Annotated in this window: 18 protein-coding genes; 14 read left to right on the top strand and 4 right to left on the bottom strand. The window is 74.5% G+C overall.

The annotated features are described in order from the left end of the window. Positions 1-122: 122 nt before the first annotated feature. Entirely contained in the window at positions 123-1271 is a 1149-nt protein-coding gene (locus PV796_RS32390) for a glycosyltransferase (RefSeq protein ID WP_274919324.1), read from the top strand. A gap of 4 nt (positions 1272-1275) precedes the next feature. Here the strand turns inward: PV796_RS32390 and PV796_RS32385 are convergent, their stop codons facing one another. Next, positions 1276-2643: a TerD family protein gene (locus PV796_RS32385; protein WP_274917213.1), complete on the bottom strand. Its 1368-nt coding sequence runs from the start codon at positions 2641-2643 to the stop codon at positions 1276-1278. A 254-nt stretch (positions 2644-2897) separates the two neighbouring features. Here PV796_RS32385 and PV796_RS32380 point away from each other — a divergent pair, with 254 nt between their 5' ends. The 6 genes from PV796_RS32380 (at position 2898) to PV796_RS32355 (ending at position 9111) form a co-directional block, all read left to right on the top strand. Then, on the top strand, positions 2898-3359 hold the full coding sequence (locus PV796_RS32380) for a DUF6643 family protein (RefSeq protein ID WP_274917212.1): 462 nt from the start codon (positions 2898-2900) through the stop codon (positions 3357-3359). A 41-nt stretch (positions 3360-3400) separates the two neighbouring features. Next, positions 3401-4225, top strand: coding sequence for an MOSC domain-containing protein (locus PV796_RS32375; RefSeq protein WP_274917211.1), 825 nt, complete (start codon positions 3401-3403; stop codon positions 4223-4225). Between the two features lie 118 nt (positions 4226-4343). Then, entirely contained in the window at positions 4344-5243 is a 900-nt protein-coding gene (locus PV796_RS32370; RefSeq protein WP_274917210.1) for an MEDS domain-containing protein, read from the top strand. Continuing rightward, entirely contained in the window at positions 5237-5695 is a 459-nt protein-coding gene (locus PV796_RS32365; RefSeq protein ID WP_274917209.1) for an ATP-binding protein, read from the top strand. Before PV796_RS32370 ends, PV796_RS32365 begins: the two co-directional genes overlap by 7 nt. Before the next feature lie 222 nt (positions 5696-5917). After that, on the top strand, positions 5918-6520 hold the full coding sequence (locus PV796_RS32360; RefSeq protein WP_274917208.1) for an Rv1733c family protein: 603 nt from the start codon (positions 5918-5920) through the stop codon (positions 6518-6520). 167 nt (positions 6521-6687) lie between these two features. After that, positions 6688-9111 carry a right-handed parallel beta-helix repeat-containing protein gene (locus PV796_RS32355; protein ID WP_274917207.1) on the top strand — a complete coding sequence of 808 codons (2424 nt, stop codon included), beginning with the start codon at positions 6688-6690 and terminating at the stop codon, positions 9109-9111. Here PV796_RS32355 and PV796_RS32350 read toward each other — a convergent pair. Next, positions 9081-11501 (bottom strand): hypothetical protein, encoded by a 2421-nt coding sequence (locus tag PV796_RS32350; protein WP_274917206.1) that lies wholly within the window; start codon positions 11499-11501, stop codon positions 9081-9083. The two genes, PV796_RS32355 and PV796_RS32350, sit on opposite strands and share 31 nt — an antisense overlap. A 257-nt stretch (positions 11502-11758) precedes the next feature. On the opposite strand from PV796_RS32350, the gene PV796_RS32345 reads away from it, so the two are divergent. Then, positions 11759-12607 carry a DeoR/GlpR family DNA-binding transcription regulator gene (locus PV796_RS32345; protein ID WP_274917205.1) on the top strand — a complete coding sequence of 283 codons (849 nt, stop codon included), beginning with the start codon at positions 11759-11761 and terminating at the stop codon, positions 12605-12607. Between the two features lie 58 nt (positions 12608-12665). After that, on the top strand, positions 12666-13139 hold the full coding sequence (locus PV796_RS32340) for an SRPBCC family protein (RefSeq protein WP_274917204.1): 474 nt from the start codon (positions 12666-12668) through the stop codon (positions 13137-13139). A 28-nt stretch (positions 13140-13167) separates the two neighbouring features. Here the strand turns inward: PV796_RS32340 and PV796_RS32335 are convergent, their stop codons facing one another. Then, positions 13168-14328: a PLP-dependent cysteine synthase family protein gene (locus PV796_RS32335; protein ID WP_446750643.1), complete on the bottom strand. Its 1161-nt coding sequence runs from the start codon at positions 14326-14328 to the stop codon at positions 13168-13170. Positions 14329-14571: 243 nt separating this feature from the next. Here PV796_RS32335 and PV796_RS32330 point away from each other — a divergent pair, with 243 nt between their 5' ends. Then, positions 14572-14859 (top strand): hypothetical protein, encoded by a 288-nt coding sequence (locus PV796_RS32330; protein WP_274917202.1) that lies wholly within the window; start codon positions 14572-14574, stop codon positions 14857-14859. 175 nt (positions 14860-15034) lie between these two features. Further along, positions 15035-15535 (top strand): ATP-binding protein, encoded by a 501-nt coding sequence (locus PV796_RS32325; RefSeq protein WP_274917201.1) that lies wholly within the window; start codon positions 15035-15037, stop codon positions 15533-15535. A gap of 12 nt (positions 15536-15547) precedes the next feature. Here the strand turns inward: PV796_RS32325 and PV796_RS32320 are convergent, their stop codons facing one another. Beyond that, the gene (locus tag PV796_RS32320) at positions 15548-15877 is read right to left on the bottom strand and encodes an SHOCT domain-containing protein (RefSeq protein WP_274917200.1); all 330 of its coding nucleotides are present in this window, start codon (positions 15875-15877) and stop codon (positions 15548-15550) included. Positions 15878-16127: 250 nt separating this feature from the next. On the opposite strand from PV796_RS32320, the gene PV796_RS32315 reads away from it, so the two are divergent. Genes PV796_RS32315 through PV796_RS32305 form a run of 3 tightly spaced genes read left to right on the top strand, consistent with a single transcriptional unit; the run spans position 16128 to position 18357 of the window. Continuing rightward, the gene (locus tag PV796_RS32315; RefSeq protein ID WP_274917199.1) at positions 16128-16772 is read left to right on the top strand and encodes a TetR/AcrR family transcriptional regulator; all 645 of its coding nucleotides are present in this window, start codon (positions 16128-16130) and stop codon (positions 16770-16772) included. Positions 16773-16795: 23 nt separating this feature from the next. Continuing rightward, the gene (locus PV796_RS32310; RefSeq protein WP_274917197.1) at positions 16796-17383 is read left to right on the top strand and encodes a DUF4865 family protein; all 588 of its coding nucleotides are present in this window, start codon (positions 16796-16798) and stop codon (positions 17381-17383) included. Further along, positions 17380-18357 (top strand): phosphotriesterase family protein, encoded by a 978-nt coding sequence (locus tag PV796_RS32305; RefSeq protein WP_274917196.1) that lies wholly within the window; start codon positions 17380-17382, stop codon positions 18355-18357. The genes PV796_RS32310 and PV796_RS32305 overlap by 4 nt, the downstream gene beginning before the upstream one ends. Positions 18358-18779: the final 422 nt, after the last annotated feature.

Below are 18779 nucleotides of genomic sequence, written 5' to 3'. Positions count from 1 at the left end.
TCAACGGGCCGGCCCGTTTGTCATACCGGGCCGGGGAGGCCGGACAGGGTGGAGGCCCTGCGGTGCGTGTCGGGCGCCGGTCCGCGGCGGCTCCGGTGGGGCACACTGCGGCCGTGGAAGCGATTGCGTGGATCGGCGCCGGGTCGCTGCTGGCCTGGCTGTGGCTGCTGTTGGGGCAGGGCTTCTTCTGGCGGACCGACGTCCGGTTGCCGGCCCGCCGGGATCCGGAGCGCTGGCCGTCGGTGGCGGTGGTGGTGCCGGCGCGAGACGAGGCGGCGGTGCTGCCGTCGAGCCTGCCGACGCTGCTGGCGCAGAAGTACCCGGGCCGGGCCGAGGTCTTCCTGATCGACGACGGGAGCACGGACGGCACCGGCGCGCTCGCCCGCGGGCTGGCGGCCGTCGGGGGCGGGCTGCCGCTGACCGTCGCCTCGCCCGGCGAGCCCGAGCCGGGGTGGACGGGGAAACTCTGGGCGGTCCGGCACGGCATCGCGCTGGCACGGGAGCGCTGCGCCCCCGAGTACCTGCTGCTGACCGACGCGGACATCGCCCACGAGCCGGACAGCCTGCGGGAGTTGGTGGCCGCGGCCCGCTCCGGAGAGCTGGACCTGGTGTCGCAGATGGCCCGGCTGCGGGTGGCGACGGGCTGGGAGCGGCTGATCGTGCCGGCCTTCGTGTACTTCTTCGGGCAGCTCTATCCGTTCCGGTGGGTCAACCGGCGCGGCGCCCGGACCGCGGCGGCGGCCGGCGGGTGCGTGCTGCTGCGGCGGGAGGCGGCGGAGCGGGCCGGCGTCCCGGAGGCGATCCGGCACGCGGTGATCGACGACGTGGCGCTGGCGCGGGCGGTGCAACGGGCCGGCGGCGCCGTGTGGTTGGGGCTGGCCGACCGGGTGTCCAGCGTGCGCCCGTATCCGCGACTGGCGGAGCTGTGGCGGATGGTGTCCCGCACCGCCTACGCGCAACTACGGCACCGGCCCGTGGTCCTGTTGGGCACGGTCCTCGGGCTGGCGCTGGTGTACCTGGCACCACCGGCCGCCCTGGTGGCCGGAGTTGCGGCCGGCGCCCCGTTGGCGGCGGTGCTGGGCGGCGCGGCCTGGGCGGTGATGTGCGGGACGTTCCTGCCGATGCTGCGCTACTACCGGCAGCCGCCGTGGCTCGCACCGCTGCTCCCGTTCACCGCGCTGCTCTACCTCCTGATGACCGTGGACTCGGCCGTGCAGCACTACCGGGGGCGCGGCGCCGCCTGGAAGGGCCGCACCTACGGGGCGCCCTGAGCGCTCACTTGGTGGCCGGGGACCACGTCAGGCCCCAGCCGTAGGCGTGGTCGACGGTGCGTTGGGGGCTGACGCCGGGCGCGGGGACGAGGTAGCGGGCCTCGCGCTGGACGACGAGTTCGCCGCCGGTGTTGGTGATCAGGGCCAGCGCGCAGACGGTGGCCGGCACCGTGCAGGCGTCCAGCGCGAACTCCACCGGGGCGCCGTGCTGCGGCTGGAGGGTGACGGTGGCGTCCAGGCCCTCGAAGCTGCGGGCGCCGGCGTAGACCGTCACGAAGATCAGGATGCGGCGGAAGCGGGCCTGGTGGTCGAGGTTGATGGTGAGGTTCTCGCCGGTGGCGACGGCGCCGGTGCGGTCGTCGCCGTCGAGTTGGATGTACGGCGGGGCGTGCAGGTCGCCGAAGGCGCCGGCGAGCGGGTGCACCACTCCGGCGGAGCCGTCGGTGAACTCGTAGAGCGCGCACAGGTCCAGGTCGAGGTCGCCGGTGGACGGCAGCAGCGCGCCGCGGGCGCCCAGCGCCACCATCGCCGTGCGGCCCAGCTTCTTGCCGAGGCGCTTGCCGGCGCCGCCCGCGCGCCAGTTGAGGTTGACCCGCATGACGCCGGAGGTTCCGCCCTGCTTCGTCAATGAGACGGCCGGCGCCTCCTTCGTCAGGGTGACCTTCGTCAGCCGGACCGGAGCGGGCGCCGGGGCGGGCGCCGCGTGACCGGGCGGGCGCGGAATTGACGCCACCGGTTGACCGGTGGGCGGCGGGGCCACCGGGGGCGCGGGCGACGCCATGGGGGCGGGCCGGGCGGGCGGCGGCACCGGAGCCGCCGCGGCCGGCAGTACGGGCGCGGGGGCCGGCTCGTCCGTGACGCTGATGCCGAAGTCGGTGGCCAGCCCCGCGAGTCCGGAGGCGTATCCCTGCCCCACCGCGCGGAACTTCCAGCCGCCCTGGCGACGGTAGAGCTCGCCGAGCACGAACGCGGTCTCGGTGGTGGCGTCCGTGCTGTCGAAGCGGGCGAGTTCGGCGCCGCTGCCCGCGTCCAGCACCCGTATGGAGAGGCCGGGGACGGCGCCGAAGCCGCCGCCGTCGGCGGAGGCGGCCAGGACGACGGTGTCGACGGCCGCCTCGACGGCCGCGAGGTCGATGCTCAGGGCGTCGACCAGCGTCCCGTCGGCCGGCCGCTTGCCCTCGTGGCGGACCGCGCCCGAGGCGTGCACGGGCTGGTTGTAGAAGACGAAGTCGGCGTCGCCGCGCACCCGTCCGGCCGTCAGGAGCAGCGCGGAGGCGTCCACGTCCGGCGTCCCGGGGGCCGATCGCCAGCCCAGTTCCACCCGCACCGCCGGCGCCGGGACCGGGACGTTGCCGCCCTTGAGCATCGACATCGCCGCACCCTCCTGTCGTCCTGTGGCCGCGTGCACCGTCAGCCGTGGCCCCCACCAACCTACTTGGCCGGGAACGCCCCGAACGCCCCCCTGTTCACCCACGGGAAGCGAGCTCTTTACACGATCCCTACGGGCGATCGCGACCGATTTTCACAACTTCGCTCACATTGGCGACCCGGAGCCGTTCCGAACACCTGAAACAACCCCCTTGCCAGGCTCCCCATTCGGCACATCGTGGGCTTAACTTATGAGGCATGACCTCCCCCCGCTCCACTTACAGCGGCGGCTACTACGCATCGCCCTCCTTCCCGGACACCCCCATCTACGACAGCCTCGTCGCAGAGCGGGGCACCCCGCAGATCGCCCCGATCCGTGTGAACCCCTCCCCCTGGGACACCGGTTCCTCGTTGCCTGCGCTGCCCTCGGCCCTGCCCGCGCTCCCCTCGGCGTCCTCGCCGCCGCCCGCGCCCGGCGGGTATCCGGGTGCCGCGGCGCAGCCGGTCGCCCCGTTGCAGCACACCCCGGCGCCGTATATCCCGCAGCAGGCCGGGACCCGCGGCTACCCGCCCCCGCAGCAGTACCAGCGACCGGCGCCGGGTCCCGGCACGGGGTACGAGGCGATGCGCCCGGCCGCCCCGGCCGCCCCGGTCGCGCCGCGGCCCGCCTCGCCGTTCGACGACCCGGGGTACGGCCGCCCGTACCCGCGCGGCTACTGACTCTTCGTCCGCACGTCCGAAGCGACTGGCAGGATGGGTCCATGTCGATGCCACGGGTCCAGTCGCTGCACATCTACCCGGTCAAGGCCACGACGGCCTCCGACCGGACCGAAGCGGTGGTCGAGCCTTGGGGGCTGGCCGGGGACCGGCGCTGGCTGGTGGCCGACACCGCGGGGCGACAGTTCACCCAACGCCAGCGCCCGCGGCTGGCGTTGGTCCGGGCCGAGGAGTTGCCGGGCGGCGGTCTGCGGCTGACCGCGCCCGGGGCGGAACCACTGGTGGTGCCGGTGCCCGAGCCGGTGGCCACGATCCCGGTCGAGGTCTTCGCCGACGTCGTCCAGGTCGTGCCCGCGGGCCCGGAGGCGGCCGCGTGGTGGACCGCCTACCTGGGCGTCGAGTGCCAACTGGTGCACATGGACGCCCCCGACAAGCGCCGGCCCGTGGACCCGCGCTTCAGCGAGCCCGGCGACACGGTCAGCTTCGCCGACGGCTTTCCCCTGCTGGTGACCACCAGCGCCTCGTTGGACGCCCTCAACTCACTGATCGCGCAGGGCGATCGGCCCGACGAGAGCCCCCTGCCCATGGAACGTTTCCGGCCCAATGTGGTGCTCGACGGCACCGCTCCCTGGGCCGAGGACGACTGGCGCCGGGTGCGGATCGGCGAGGTGGTCTTCCAGGTCGCCAAGCCCAGCGGACGCTGCGTGGTGACCACCGTCGACCAGCGCACCGCCACCCGCGGCAAGGAGCCGCTGCGCACGCTCGCCCGGCACCGACGCTTCGACGACCGGCTGCTGTTCGGCCAGAATCTGATCCCCCGCGCGACGGGCGTGCTCCGCGTCGGCGACCCGTTCGAGATACTCGACTGACCCGGGCGCATGCGGCGGCCGCCACCCTCATTGCGGGCCGCCCGGCGGCTGCCTACAGTGAGCGCACCGCGCCGCCGACGGGACGGGTCTCGGGGGGAGACAGAGAGCTGTTGTGCCGATGCCTGCCAGCCACGCCGCGAGCGGTCGCCTCATCCCCGTTCAGCGCCTGGGGCCCGGGGACCACGCCTTCGTCGGCTACGGCGACGACGAGGTGCGGTGGGAGGCGGTCACGGCGTTCGTCCGGCTCGGGCTGGCCCGCGGCGAGAAGGTCCTGGTGCTGCCGTGCCCGGAGGTGCCGACGGACGAGGTGCTGGCCCGGATCGACTTCCCCAACCGCAGCCCGGCCCGGGCCCGTGAGCGCGGCCAACTGGTGATCACCACCATGCGCGAACTGATCCGCCCGGACGCCGAGTTCACCGCCGCCCGGCAACTGGCGCGGCTGCGCGCGGCCACCGACCGGGCGACGGCCGAGGGGTACACCGGGCTGCGGGCGTTCATCGACATGGGCTGGGTGGCCGACCTCGGTGCCGACGTCTCGGCGGTGGCGCGGCGCGAGACCGGCTCCCGGTCGCTGTTCGCCGGCCGGCCGTACACCGAGGTCTGCGCCTACGACCGGCGGCGGTTCGGCCGGGAGTGGGTGGGGGCGATGGAGCGGGCGCATCCGCGGGCCGTCCTGGAGCGGTTGGGCGGTCTGCGGGTGGCGCTCGGGGCGGGCGGGGTGCTGTGCTTCGTCGGTGAGGCGGACGCGGCCAACCGGCCCGCGTTCGTGCGGTCGTTGGAGCTCGCGCTGGCCCGGACCGCGGCGGCCCGGCGGCTGACCGTCGACCTGACCGGGCTGCACTTTTTGTCGGTGGGCTGTGCGGTGGGCCTGCTCGTGCGGGTCCGGGGGGCGGCCGGCCACGAACTGGTGGAGGTGCGCTGCGCCCCCGGGCAGCACCGGATGTTGCGGCGGCTGGGCGCGGAGGCGGTGCCCCGACTGGCGCCGATTCAGACCGAGGGAGGAGCGCGGCCGTGCTGAACCCGGAACCCGCGGGTCACGGTGGGGCGGAGGGCCCGGCGGAGGAGCCGGGCCGTCGGTTACTGCAGCGGCGCTTCACCGCGCGGCTGCTGCCGCAGTTGCGGCTGCTGGTCGAGGAGTGCGCCGCCCGCGAGGGGCTGAACGAGCCGCGGCGCGGGGAGTTCGTGCTGGCCGTCGACGAGATCGCCGGGAACGCCGTGGAGCACGCCGGCGGCGCGGGGCGGCTGGTGCTGCGGCGGGTGGGCGACGAGTTGGAGTGCCGGATCAGCGATGCCGGCCCCGGTTTCAGCGAGACGGTGATCCCGGAGCTGCTACCGGGCCTGGACGGGGCGCCCAAGGGGCGGGGGCTGTGGCTGGCGCGCCTGGTGACGGACCGGTTCGCGGTTGCCCCGGGCACCGGCGCCGCCGGCCGGCAGGGCGCGGTGGTGACGGTGGCGGTCAAGCTGCACTGACCGTGCGGGGGCGCGATCCAGCCGACTCCGCGGGACGGCGCAAGTCCGCCGAAATGCCGTCAACTCCCTCAGATTCACGGGCAGTTCGGGACGGTTGAGCCTGTTGGGACGGGAGGTACCCGGCCGCCGGCCGGCCGCGCGGCCCGATGTTGCCGCCCCCGTCCCGGGCCGCGCGCAGGGGCACCGCTCTGTGCGGTATCCACGGAACGGAAAGGGGGCACGATGCGGGCGATCAGGGGCATCTGGCACTGGCGGGGCAATCCGCTCCGGCGCCGCACCGACCGGTGGGAAGCCTGGCTGGCACTGGGCGCCGCACTGCTCATCGCCGTCGGGGCGCCGGCCGCCGGCTGGTTCGCCGGACGGGCCGCGCACGGCGCCCTGTTGACGACCGTGCGGCTCCAGCGCCACGAACGCCGACCGGTGTGGGCGACCGTGACCCGGCCGGCCTCCGGCACCCGGGTCGTCCCCGACCCGGACACCTCCGTGCCGCACCCCGGGCACCCGCGGGTCCTCGCCCGTTGGGCCGGGCCGGACGGTGGCCCGCGGAGCGGGGAGGTGGCCACGCCGCGTCCGGTGCGGGCCGGCGAGCGGTTCCGGCTGTGGACCGACGCCCACGGGCGGCCGGCGCCGCCGCCGATGGACGAGGGCACCGCTGGCACCCATGCGGGGCTGGCCGGGGCGGGCGCCGCGGTGGCGTTCGGGGGGCTCGTCGAGGGCGCCCGGCGGCTCGCGGTACGGCAGTTGATGGTGCGTCGGTTCCGGCGCTGGGACGCGGCGTGGGAGCGCGCCGGACAGGACTGGGGCCGTGCCGACGCCGGGAGTTGAACCCGGCTGACCAGGCCGGTGGACCGTGGCAACCGGCACCCCTCAGGCGCGCTACGGTGGTGCCTCCAGCCTGACGGCTGGGGCCCCGCAGACCTCAGAGCGGACATCCGCTGACGGATGGCTGCCGGGCCGACATCCGCCGTACGAAGTGGGGACACGACACCGCCATGGCACAGGGTTCGGTCCAGGTGACGCACTCCGGAACGTCGCGTTGGCGGCGCCGCACCGGTGAGTACAGTTCGCTCGCCGCCGCCCTGGAGGCCGCCGGGGACGGTGACGTCCTGACCGTGCCGGCCGGCACCTACCGCGAGAACCTGGTGCTGCAACGGGCGGTGACGCTGCGCGGCCCGGAGGGGTCTCGCGGCTCGGTGCGGATCGCGCCGGCCGACGGGGTCGCGCTGACGATACGCGCCTCGGCCACCGTCCACGACCTGCACCTGGAGGCCACCGACTCGGCGGCGCCGGCGCTGTTGGTGGAGGACGGCGCCCCGGAGTTGACCGACATCCGGGTGGTGACCCGGTCCGCGGCGGGGATCGAGGTGCGCGGCGGGGCCCGTCCGACGGTGCGGCGGTGCACGGTCGACAACGCCGGCGGCGTCGGCATCAGCGTCCTGGACGGCGCCGGCGGGGTCTTCGAGGAGTGCGAGGTGATGGCCGCGGGGCAGGCCGGGGTGGCGGTGCGCGGCGGCGCCCACCCGCGGCTGGAGCGCTGCCGGATCCACCACGCCTCGGGCGCCGGGCTGTCGCTGTCCGGCGAGGGCAGCGCGGTCGAGGCGGTGGGCTGTGAGCTGTACGAGATCAAGGGCACGGGCGTCCAGGTGGCGGCGCGGGCCACCGGCCACCTCACCGACTGCACGGTGCACCGCACCACCGCGGACGGTGTCACCCTGGACACCGACGCGGTGCTCACGCTCGCCGACTGCGACATCCACGACATTCCGGAGAACGCGGTGGACCTGCGCTCCCGTTCGGTGCTGACGCTGACCCGCAGCACGGTGCGGCACTTCGGGCGCAACGGCCTGTCGGTGTGGGACCCGGGCACCCGGGTGGACGCCAACCAGTGCGAGATCCACGACAGTACGGGCGACTACCCGGCGGTGTGGGTCAGCGACGGGGCGACCGCGGTGCTGGACTCCACGCGGGTGCACGACGTCCCCGACGCGCTGTTCGTGCTGGACCGGGGCTCCCGGGCCGACGTGGTCGACTGCGACCTGGCGCAGGTCCGCAACACCGCGGTGTCGGTGAGCGACGGCGCCACCGTCCAGTTGGACGACTGCCGGATCCGGGAGTCCTCGACCGGCGCCTGGTTCCGCGACCACGGCAGCGGCGGCACGCTCGCCAACTGCACCATCGACGGGGCGCAGACCGGGGTGATCGTCACCAAGGGCGCGGACCCCACCATCGAGGGCTGCACGGTCAGTTCGCCGACCGAGGCCGGGTTCTACGTCTCCGCGGAGGGCCGCGGCACCTTCCACGGCTGCCGAGTCACCGGCAGCTCCGGCTTCGGCTTCCACGTGATCGACGGCTGCCGGACGACGCTGACCCGGTGCCGCACGGAGCGGTGCGCCCGCGGCGGCTACGAGTTCGCCGACGCGCTCGGCGGCGGCGGGCCCACGGTCGAGGACTGCACCAGCGACGAGAGCCGGACGGCTCAGGCACCCACGGTGACCGTTCCGCCCGTCCAACAGGCCACGCAGACCGCCGGGTTGCTGGGCAACGTCCCCAGCGCGCGGCCGGCGCCGGCCGCCACCGCGACCCCGGAGGCGGCGCCGACGCCCGGCCGCCCCTCCGAGGAGGTGCTGGGCGAACTGGACACCCTGGTGGGGCTGGAGAGCGTCAAACGGGAGGTGCGCACCCTGATCAACATGATCGAGGTGGGGCGCCGGCGGCAGGAGGCCGGCCTGAAGGCCGCATCGGCCCGCCGCCACCTGGTGTTCACCGGCTCCCCCGGCACCGGCAAGACCACGGTGGCCCGGCTGTACGGCGAGATCCTGCACGCCCTGGGGGTGTTGGAGCGCGGCCACCTGGTCGAGGTGTCCCGGGTGGACCTGGTGGGCGAGCACATCGGCTCGACGGCGATCCGCACCCAGGAGGCGTTCGACCGGGCGCGCGGCGGGGTGCTGTTCATCGACGAGGCGTACGCCCTGGCACCCGAGGACTCCGGGCGGGACTTCGGCAAGGAGGCCATCGACACCCTGGTGAAGCTGATGGAGGACCACCGGGACGCGGTGGTGGTGATCGTGGCCGGCTACACCGCGGAGATGGAGCGCTTCCTGGCCACCAACCCCGGTATCTCGTCCCGTTTCTCACGCACCATCAGGTTTGGTGACTACGCCCCGGAGGAGCTGCTGCGGATCGTCGAGCAGCAGGGCGAGGAGCACGAGTACCGCCTCGCCGAGGGAACCGGCGAGGCGCTGCTCAAACACTTCACGGCGCTGCCCAAGGGGCCGTCGTTCGGCAACGGGCGCACCGCCCGGCAGACGTTCGAGGCGATGGTCGAGCGGCACGCGGGCCGGGTCGCCAAGCTCACCGACCCGAGCACCGACGACCTGACCCTCCTCTACGCCGAGGACCTGCCCGAACTCCCCTGATGCGGCGGCTCGTCAGCACGTTGGCCCGGCATTCCCGGGTCCAGCCGGGCGAGTAGTTCGGCGCGCACCCGGTCGAAGACGGGGTCGGCCTGATAGTCGCCGTGGCCCAGGATCTGCGCCGGCAGCGGGTTTTGCAGGGTGCGGCCGAAGGCGAGCGGGTCGCGCAGCGGGCCCTCGTCGACCGACCGGCCGTCCTCGCAGGTGAGCCGGATCGGCCCGCCGATGGGGTCGGTGAAGCGCCAGAGGTTGCGCCAGTCGTCCATCTCGCGGTGCAGGCCGGCGAGGAACGGCGGGCCGAAGAAGGCGGGGAACCAGCGGCCGTAGAGGCGCTCCAGCGGGCTGCCGTAGGTGAGCAGCGCGACCCGGCTGCGGGTGACCAGGTCCAACTGCCATACCGCGGCCGCGGCCAGCACGCTGCCCTGGGAGTGGCCGGAGAGCACCAGCCGGCCGTCGAACTGCTCGGTCCACGTGGCCATCCGCCAGGTCAGGTCGGGCACGGCGCGCTCGGCGTAGCAGGGCGGGGCGAAGGGGTGCGCGGCGCGCGGCCAGAAGGTGCCGACGTCCCAGAGGATGCCGACGGTGCGGCGGGCTGACTGGTCGCGGTAGGCGCGCCGCCCCATGGTGAGCAGCAGGACCACGCCGGCGCCCATCAGCCAGGAGCCGAGGGATTCGGCGGTGTCGGCCGCGGCGTGCACGAACGGCGGGGCGCCCGCGGTGGCGCGGCCCGGGGCCAGGTCGGTGAGCCAGGCGCCGACCACCGCGCCGGCGCCCAACAGCAGCGTGACGGTGGCGATCGCGGCGACCAGGACGGGCGCGGCGTCGGTGAGGCCGGCGCGGGCGATGGTGCCCGCGATGCGTTCGGTGCGCAGCACGTCGGGCCGCTCGCGCGGGTCGTACAGGCCGGGGACGTCCTTGGCGACCCGCTTCCGGACGACCAGCACCCGGATCCCGGCCAGCGCGGCGATCGCGGCGACCACGACCAGCAGCGCGGGCAGCACCGACGCCTGCCAGGACAGCAACACCGGCGGCCCGGGGACCGCGGCGTGGTCCTGGCCGGGGGTGGCGGCCCCGTCGATCCAGTCCGCGAACCGCTGGGCCACTCCCCCGGACAACACCCCGCCGAGCGCGCAGGACAGCAGGGCGACGGCCGGGCCGCCCATGCCGCGCAGCGCGGTGCGGGCCTCGCCCCGGGCGGCGCGCTGGAGGAACCACGCGGTCACCGCCAGGGCCAGCACCAACGCGCCCTGGATGACGGCGATTCCGCCGAACGTCGCGACGCCGGGCAGCGCGCCGTGGCTGCGCGCCGCCGGCCGCGCCCAGGCGGCATAGCCGGCGGTGAGCGCGAGCGCCACCAGCGCGGCGATCGGCAGCGCCCGCACGGTGCGGCGGTCGGACTCCTCGTCCCGGTCCGCCTCGCTGCGGGCGGTGCGCCAGACGACGGCCAGGGTGGCGACGGCCAACAGCACGAGCAGGCCGGCGAGGACCTGGCCGACGGCGGTCAGGTCGGCGGCGCCGGCCCGCCGGTCGGTCCGCAGGGAGGCGAGCACCAGCGCGGCGGCGATGATCAGTACGCCGGCCGCGGTGTGCGCGGCGCGCAGCCGGGCGACGACCCGGCGGCCGTACCAGAAGCCGTCCAGGCCCAGCGCGGTGCGCTCGTGGGCGGGGGTGCCGCGGGAGGCGCCGGGGCGCCGCGGCGGCGGTGAGGCGGACTCGTAGGCGCTCCAGGTGCGGTGCGAGAGCCACCACAGGAAGCCGACGGCGGCCAGCGGCAGCGCGGCGCCGAGGACCAGGCGGCGGCCCGGGGCGCTCCACCAGCCCCCGTCGGCGGGGTCGAGGAAGCCCAGCCAGGATTTCCCGGCGGTGCAGGCCGGGGTGCCGGCGCACTGCCAGGCGGTGAGGTCGAGGGCGACCTCGCAGGCCGCGGAGGCCAGCAGGACGGTGAGGCTGAGGGCGAGCAGCCGCACCAGGAGGTCGTAGATCCGCTGCCCCCGGTGGTCGGGCGGGGCGGCCGGGCGCATCCAGTGGGCGAGGTTGGCGACCATGAACGGCAGCAGGACCAGCCAGAGCGCGCGGGCGCCGTTGCCGGAGGTGAGGTTGGACCAGCAGTACGCCTCGCGGACGGGGCGGGTGCGGTAGTCGTCGGGGCGGCGCTCGGCGTCCGCGTCGTCGGTGCGGCGGTAGCAGGCGGCGGTGTCGTCGCCGGTGATCCGTTGGACGCGCGGGTCGCCGAGCATCTTCTCGGGCGTGGTGCCGCCGACGCCGTGGACCAGCAGCTCCAGGGCGAGCTGGGGCCGTTGCGGGGCGGTGACGGGTGCGGTGGCTGGTGCGCTGGTGGCTGCCGGGCGCGGTTCTCTCGCGCGGGCGGGTGGTGGTGTGGCGACGGTCTCCACTGGCTTCCCCCGATGTCAGTGCGTGCGGTGTGAACGGGCGGGCGGGTGTGCCGCACCGGATTGTGCCTGTCTTCTGGGAGCGCCGGCACCCCGGTTGCGGTTCCCGGGGCGCCGGTTGCGGTTCCCCCGGCCGACGTTCACCCGGGCCGGGGCCGCTGTCAGACCCACGTGCGAGGATGAGGAACGAAAGTGCCAGGGCGGCGAACAGCCGGCTGACGGACCCGGGGTGGAGAACCGGGCGGAAGGGACGGGCCGCGGTGGGCGACAACCAGAATCTGCTCGCGGAGCAGCGACGGGCCCTGATCCTCGACGAGGTCAGACGGCGCGGCGGCGCGCGGGTCAACGAGCTCACCCGGCGCCTGAGCGTCTCGGACATGACGGTCCGTCGCGATCTGGACGCGCTGGCCCGCCAGGGCGTGATCGAGAAGGTGCACGGCGGGGCCCTCCCGGTGGGCGAGCCCAGTGCGCACGAGCCGGGCTTCGAGGCCAAGTCGGGGCTGGAGCTGAGCGCCAAGGCCGAGATCGCCAAGGCGGCGGCCGAGTTGGCGGTGCCGGGCAGCGCGATCGCGCTGGCGGGCGGCACGACGGCGTATGCGCTGGCGCAGCGGCTGGTGGAGGTACCGGAGCTGACGGTTGTGACGAATTCGGTCCGGGTGGCCGAGGTGTTCTACGACGCCCAGCGGGCCGCGGCCAGCGGCCGCGAGGGACCCGCGCCGGCGAAGGCGGCGACGGTGGTGCTGACGGGCGGCATCCGCACCCCGTCGGACACCCTGGTCGGCCCGGTGGCGGACGCCGCGATCCGCTCGCTCCACTTCGATCTGCTCTTCCTCGGCGTGCACGGCATATCGGTGGAGGCTGGGCTCTCCACGCCCAACCTCGCGGAGGCGGAGACCAATCGGCACTTCGTGCGCTCCGCGCGGCGGGTGGTGGTGGTCGCGGACCACACCAAGTGGGGCACGGTCGGCCTGAGTTCGTTCGCCGCCCTGGACGAGGTGGACGTGCTGGTGACGGACGCCGGGCTGCCCGCCGAGGCCCGTGCGGAGTTCGGCGACCGGCCGACGGAGCTGGTGGTGGCGGGCGAGACGCCGCCCTCCGCGGACGATTGACGCGCCGTCAACCAAAGCGACCCGCGCCCGCCCCACCGGCCCCAGGAGGTGTTCGCCCTTGTCCCGACGGCTCCGCCCCGTCGCGCTCGGCTTCGCCGCCTCGGCGCCGCTGCGGCTGACGTTCAGCACCGAGGTCGCGGCGCCGCCCGGGGCCGTCTACGCCGCGCTGGCGGACGACGTCCCGGGCCTACCCGAGTGGTTCGCCGCGGTGTCCCGGGCGGAGCCGACGCCCGACGGCCGGGGCCGGGAGATCACCCTCACCGGCGGTGTCCGCTTCGCCGAGACGCTGCTGGCCACCGAGCCCGCCGCGCGCTACGCCTACCGCATCGACACCACCAACGCCCCCGTGGTGCGGGCCCTGTTGGAGGACTGGCGGCTGACGCCGGCCGGCGCCGGGACCCGGGTGCGGTGGACGTTCGCGGCGGACGGCCCGGCGGCGTTCCGCTGGCTGATGCCGCTGGCCCGGCCGGCCCTCGGCCGCGCCTTCCGGGTCGCGCTGCGGGCCCTGGACCGCCGGCTCGCCGCGGGCTGACGACCGCGCCCACCCGATGGCCGGGCCGTCAGCCGTCCCAGGACCCGCTGGCGAGGAAGTGCTCGATGGTCCGGGCGTAGGGCGCGATGTCGAGCCCCTGGGCGGCCAACCAGTCGTCGGAGTAGTACTTGTCGAGGTAGCGCTCGCCCGGGTCGCAGAGCAGCGTCACCACGGACCCGGTGCGCCCCTCGGCGACCATCTCCGCGACGATCCGCAGCGCGCTCCACAGCCCGGTGCCGGTCGAACCGCCCGCCTTGCGGCCGATCGCCCGCTCCAGCGCGCGGATGGCCGCGATGCTCGCCGCGTCCGGCACCTTCATCATCCGGTCGATCGCCCCGGGCACGAAGCTGGGCTCCATCCGCGGCCGGCCGATGCCCTCGATCCGGGAGGCGGTGGCGCAGTCGGTCTTCGCGTCTCCGGTGCGCCAGCCGTCGAAGAAGCAGGAGTTCTCCGGGTCGGGGACGCAGATCCGGGTGTCGAACTGCATGTAGTGGACGTAGCGGGCGATGGTCGCTGAGGTGCCGCCGGTGCCGGCGGTGGCGACGATCCAGGCGGGCTCGGGATAGCGCTCCAGCCGCAGTTGCTGGTAGATCGACTCGGCGATGTTGTTGTTTCCGCGCCAGTCGGTGGCCCGCTCGGCATAGGTGAACTGGTCCATGTAGTGCCCGCCGGACTCGGCGGCCAGCCGCGCCGAGACCTCGTAGACGGTCCGCGGGTCCTGCACCAGATGGCAGGTGCCGCCGTGGAATTCGATCAGCCGGGTCTTCTCCCGGCTGGTGGTGGCCGGCATCACGGCGATGAACGGGACGCCGATCAGCGCGGCGAAGTACGCCTCGGAGACGGCCGTGGAACCGCTGGACGCCTCGATCACCGGCTTCCCCGGGCGGATCCAGCCGTTGCACAGCCCGTAGAGGAACAGCGAGCGGGCCAGCCGGTGCTTGAGGCTGCCGGTGGGGTGCGTCGACTCGTCCTTGAGGTAGAGGTCGATGCCCCACCGCTCGGGCAGCGGGAAGCGCAGCAGGTGGGTATCGGCGGTGCGGTTGGCGTCCGCCTGGACCTTGCGGACGGCTTCTTTCAGCCAGTCCCGGTAGTCCGGATCCGAACGGTCCACGTCGACGGTCGGCAGGACCGGGATCTGGGTCGCCCCCTGGTCCCCGGGCCGGCCCTGCGGCTGTTGTGCGGTGCTCACCGGCGCGCTCCTCAAGGGTCTACGGGCCCGCCGGGAAGGCCGGCCGGGTAACGACTATAACCACCCGGCGCACGCTTCTCACCTGCATAAACATCGCTTTGAGCGACCCCAAGAAGGGCCTGGGGGAAGGGTGTTGTGCGCCTCTGCGCCCCGTACGGCACTGGTGTACCGCGAGCGATGTCGGCAAAATTCCCTCAGGGGGGCGGCGGACGGTACCGCCCACGGCATCGGGGAGTGGTGAAGATGGCGGACCAGGAGTACAACGCGACCGGCGTGCGGATCGAGCGGGCGTTGCGATCCTTGACCAGGGCCGGACAGATCCGCATCAGCGGGGGCCGGCTGGCCCTTCTGACCAGCTACGGAACGGAAATCGACAGCGCGCCACTGGGCGCCGTGGAGGCGCACAAGCCGCTCTTCGCGGCCCGCGACCGGGCGCTCGCCACCCTCAACGGCAACCGCTACTCGCTGACGTTGGGCACCCGGGACCGCTTCCTGAAGGCCGTGGAAGCAGCACGTCAGCCACGCGCGTGAACGCCGCCCGCGGCTGAGGCGGTGCGGTTGCGGCGGTGCACCGCCTGCATGACCCTGGACGAGTATCACCGAGGGTTCAACAGCGGTGACGCTGTGGTGCAGCCGGCATCGCTGGTTCCGATCTTCGCCCCTCCCCGGTACGAGGGGCGCCCGACCTCATCAGGGAGTCGCGGTCGTGATCAGGCAGCCCAGCAGACACTGCACGGTGGAGCTCCAGGCCCTTCCGGCCCGCATCGGGCACGTGCGCAGGATCGTCACCGCGCAGCTGCGCTACTGGCAGCTCGACGCCCTGATCGACCCGGCCGCACTCGGGGTGACCGAACTCCTCGCCAACGTCCACCGGCACGCCCGTCCGAGCAAGCAGTGCACGGTCGAACTGTGCGTGCTGCTCGACCAGTTGACGGTTTCGGTGCACGACCTCGACCCCCGGCTGCCGCGGCTGCGGACGGCCGGCGGTTGGGAGACCTCCGGCCGCGGGCTGGCACTGATCGCGGCCCTCAGCGAGAGCTGGGGGGTGCGCCCACGCGACCCGGGGAAGATCGTGTGGTTCACCCTCCCCGCCCTCACCACCGCCCCCGCGGAGGCCCGTCAACGGCACGCCGGGTGGGACGCCGCGCCGTTGACGGAGCCGGCCACCGACCCCCGGCCCCGCACCCGGAGCGCGCAGGTCGGCTGAAGCCCCCGCCCGTCAGGCGGCCTTCCCCCTGGGGTTGGCGCCGAAGTGCTCCTCCAGGACGGACAACCGCCGCCAGTACTCCTCCTCGTCGATCTCGCCGGCGGCGAACCGGCGCCCGAGGACGGCGATCGGCGTGGGCGCGTCCCCACCGCCCGCGGGCCGGGCCCCCGACCACGGGCCGCGGAAGGCCCGCCCGGGACCGCCACGCCGCCACCCGGCGCGGCGCAGCAGCGTCACCACCCCGAAGGCGGCGGCCGCCCAGACCAGCGGGACGAACAGGATCCAGGGCCCCGGCCCACCGCCGGACCAGTGCTGTGCCAGCGCGTTCGCGGACGTGCTCATGGCTGCATTCACGGAAGTCAACTCCTCGACGGGACGCCCCGGATGCGCACCGCCCGCGGATCGGCCGGCCCCTCCGGGGACGTCTTCGAGACTCGCCCCCGGAGGTCCACGCGTCGCCGTACGGGCGGCGACAGTGGGGGTACGACGGGGGGCGTAGGGGCCGGGAGGGGAAGGCCCTGGGGGCGTACGACCCCAGGGACGCGGGGACATCTCCTTGATCTCTGTAACTACTGGTATGTACAGTCAAGGCATGAGCAACAGCGCGCAGAGCGGGGCGGCGGCCGAGTCGCAGGCACCCCCGGCCAGCACCAGGGAACGGCTCGTCGCCAGCACCCAGGAACTCCTGTGGGAGCGCGGCTACGTGGGCACCAGCCCCAAGGCGATCCTCCAGCAAGCCGGGGTGGGCCAGGGCAGCATGTACCACCACTTCGCCGGCAAGTCCGACCTCGCGCTGGCGGCGATCCGGCGCACCGCCGAGGACATGACGGCGGCGGCCGAGGAGATCTTCGCCGGCCCCGGCACCGCGTACGACCGGGTCGAGGCGTATCTGCTGCGGGAGCGGCGGGTGCTGCGCGGCTGCCCGATCGGACGGATGACGCAGGACCGCGACGTGGTCCAGGACCCCGAACTACGGGCCCCGTTGGACGAGATGTTCGGCTGGCTCCGGCGCCGGATCGCCGAGGTCCTCGCCGAGGGCCGGCGGCGCGGCGAGCTGTCCGCCGACCTCGATCCGACCGCCACCGCGGCGAGCGTGGCCGCCGTCGTCCAGGGCGGCTACGTCCTGGCCCGGGCGGCCGAGGACACCGCGCCGTTCGACGCGGCCGTGCACGGCCTGCTGGCGCTGCTGGCCGCCCAGCGCACGCCGGACCGCCCCGCCGCGCCCGACGCCCCCTGACCGCACGCCCTCCCGGAGTCGCCATGCACGCCATGCAGTACCGCATCACCCTGCCCGCCGACTACGACATGGGGATCATCCGCCAACGGGTCACCACCAAGGGCCCGTTGCTGGACACCCTCCCGGGCCTCGGCCTCAAGGCGTACGGCGTCCGCGAACGCGGCACCGACGGCTCGCCGGTCAACCAGTACGCGCCCTTCTACCTCTGGGTCGACCAGGAGGCGATGACCCGCTTCCTGACCGGCGCGGGGTTCCGCGCCCTGTCCGACGACTTCGGGCGCCCCGCGGTCCACAACTGGCAGGGCCTGTACCACCGTTTTGGCCCCGCCGCCGGACACGCCCCCGCCGCCTACACCCGGCGCGCCGAACTCCTCCCGGAGGACGCCGACCCGACCACCGCCATCGAGAACGCCACGGCGGCGCACGAGGAGTTGGCGCATACGGACGGCGTCCACTCCACGGCCCTCGGCCTCGATCCCCGGCACTGGGAACTGGTCCACTTCACGCTGTGGGCCTCCCCCACCCCCGAGTCCGCGGACGGGGAGCGCTACCGGGTGCTGCACCTGTCCGCCCCGGGCACCGAGCTGTTGGGCACCGGGCGGCAACGGTGAGCCCGTCTGCCGCCGCCACGCCCGTCATCCGCACCGTGCTCGGCGACCTCGCCCCCGAGCAGCTCGGCGTCTGCGACGCACACGACCACCTGTTCCTCACCAGCCCCCAACTGCCGGGCCAGGAACTGGCCGACGCCGACGCGGCCGCCGCCGAGCTACGGGCCTTCCGGGACGCCGGCGGGGCGGCGGTGGTCCAGTGGACGCCGTACGGCATGGGCCGGCGCGCCGCCGAACTGCCGCGGCTGGCCCGCGAGTCGGGCGTGACGATCGTGGCCGCGACCGGCCTCCATCAGGAGGCGCACTACGCCCCGGAGGTCCTGGCGAACCTCCCGACAGACCTGGCCGCGCTCTTCGTCGCGGAACTCACCGAGGGGATCGGGAGCGTGGGCCGCGGCGGCCGGGCCGACGGCGACGCCGGGGCCGACGCGGACCGCCCCCGGGCCGGCCTGATCAAGGTGGCCGGCGGCTTCCACGGGCTGGACCGGCACGCCCGGCGCACCATGACGGCCGCCGCCGAGGCCCACCGGGAGACCGGCGCGGCCATCGGCGTCCACCTGGAGCTCGGCACCGGGGCACTGGACGTCCTCGACCTGCTCTGCGGCGAGTTGGCGGTCCCGCCGGACCGGGTGATCCTCGGCCACCTCAACCGCTCGCCCGACCTCACGGTCCACCGGATGGCCGCCAAGACCGGCGCCTACCTCGCCTTCGACGGGCCGTCGCGCGCTCACCACGCCACGGACTGGCGCCTACCGGAAGCGGTGACGGCACTATGCGACGCGGGGTTCGCCGACCGCATCCTCCTCGGCGGCGACACCACGACGGCCGCCGCACGCTCGGTGAACGGCGGGCCCGGCATGCCGAATCTGCTACGCAGGTTTAGCCGACGACTTGGGTTCGCGGTGGGCGAGGCGTTGGTCCGACAGATGTTGGTCGCCAACGCTGGGATGGCGTTTGGCCTACGCGTTGTCGGCTGACGCCTGGTTGGTTCCCACGTTGTCGGCCTTCCCGCCGTGGGCCGGCGGCCGGCTGTTCCCCACGTGGTTGGCTTTCCCGCCGCGCGGGTTGCTGTTTTGCGCCTTGCGGCGCCGGTCCGCTGCGCGGCGGGGCGGGTGGATTGTTGTCCGCTGCGCGGGGCTGTCGGGGTGCGGTGACGGCCCTCCGGGGTGGGTGTGCAGGACTGCTTCGCTTTACGTCCTGCACACCCACCCCTCCGGCCCGTCCCCTCCCGTTGGGGGTGGGTGAAAACGGTGGATGCCACATCCGCCCGGTGGGCCAACTCGGGCCGCTGGGTTGAGTGGTGACCGTAAGAGGACAGGGTGACCCAAGCAACTAGGCAGTGACGGTCACTGGACCACAATGACCAGCCCCCGACTAGAGAAATCCACCCCTCAACGGG

The organism is Streptomyces sp. WZ-12, from assembly GCF_028898845.1.
Classification (GTDB): Bacteria; Actinomycetota; Actinomycetes; order Streptomycetales; family Streptomycetaceae; genus Streptomyces.
This window is presented reverse-complemented; position numbering and strand designations above follow the sequence as displayed.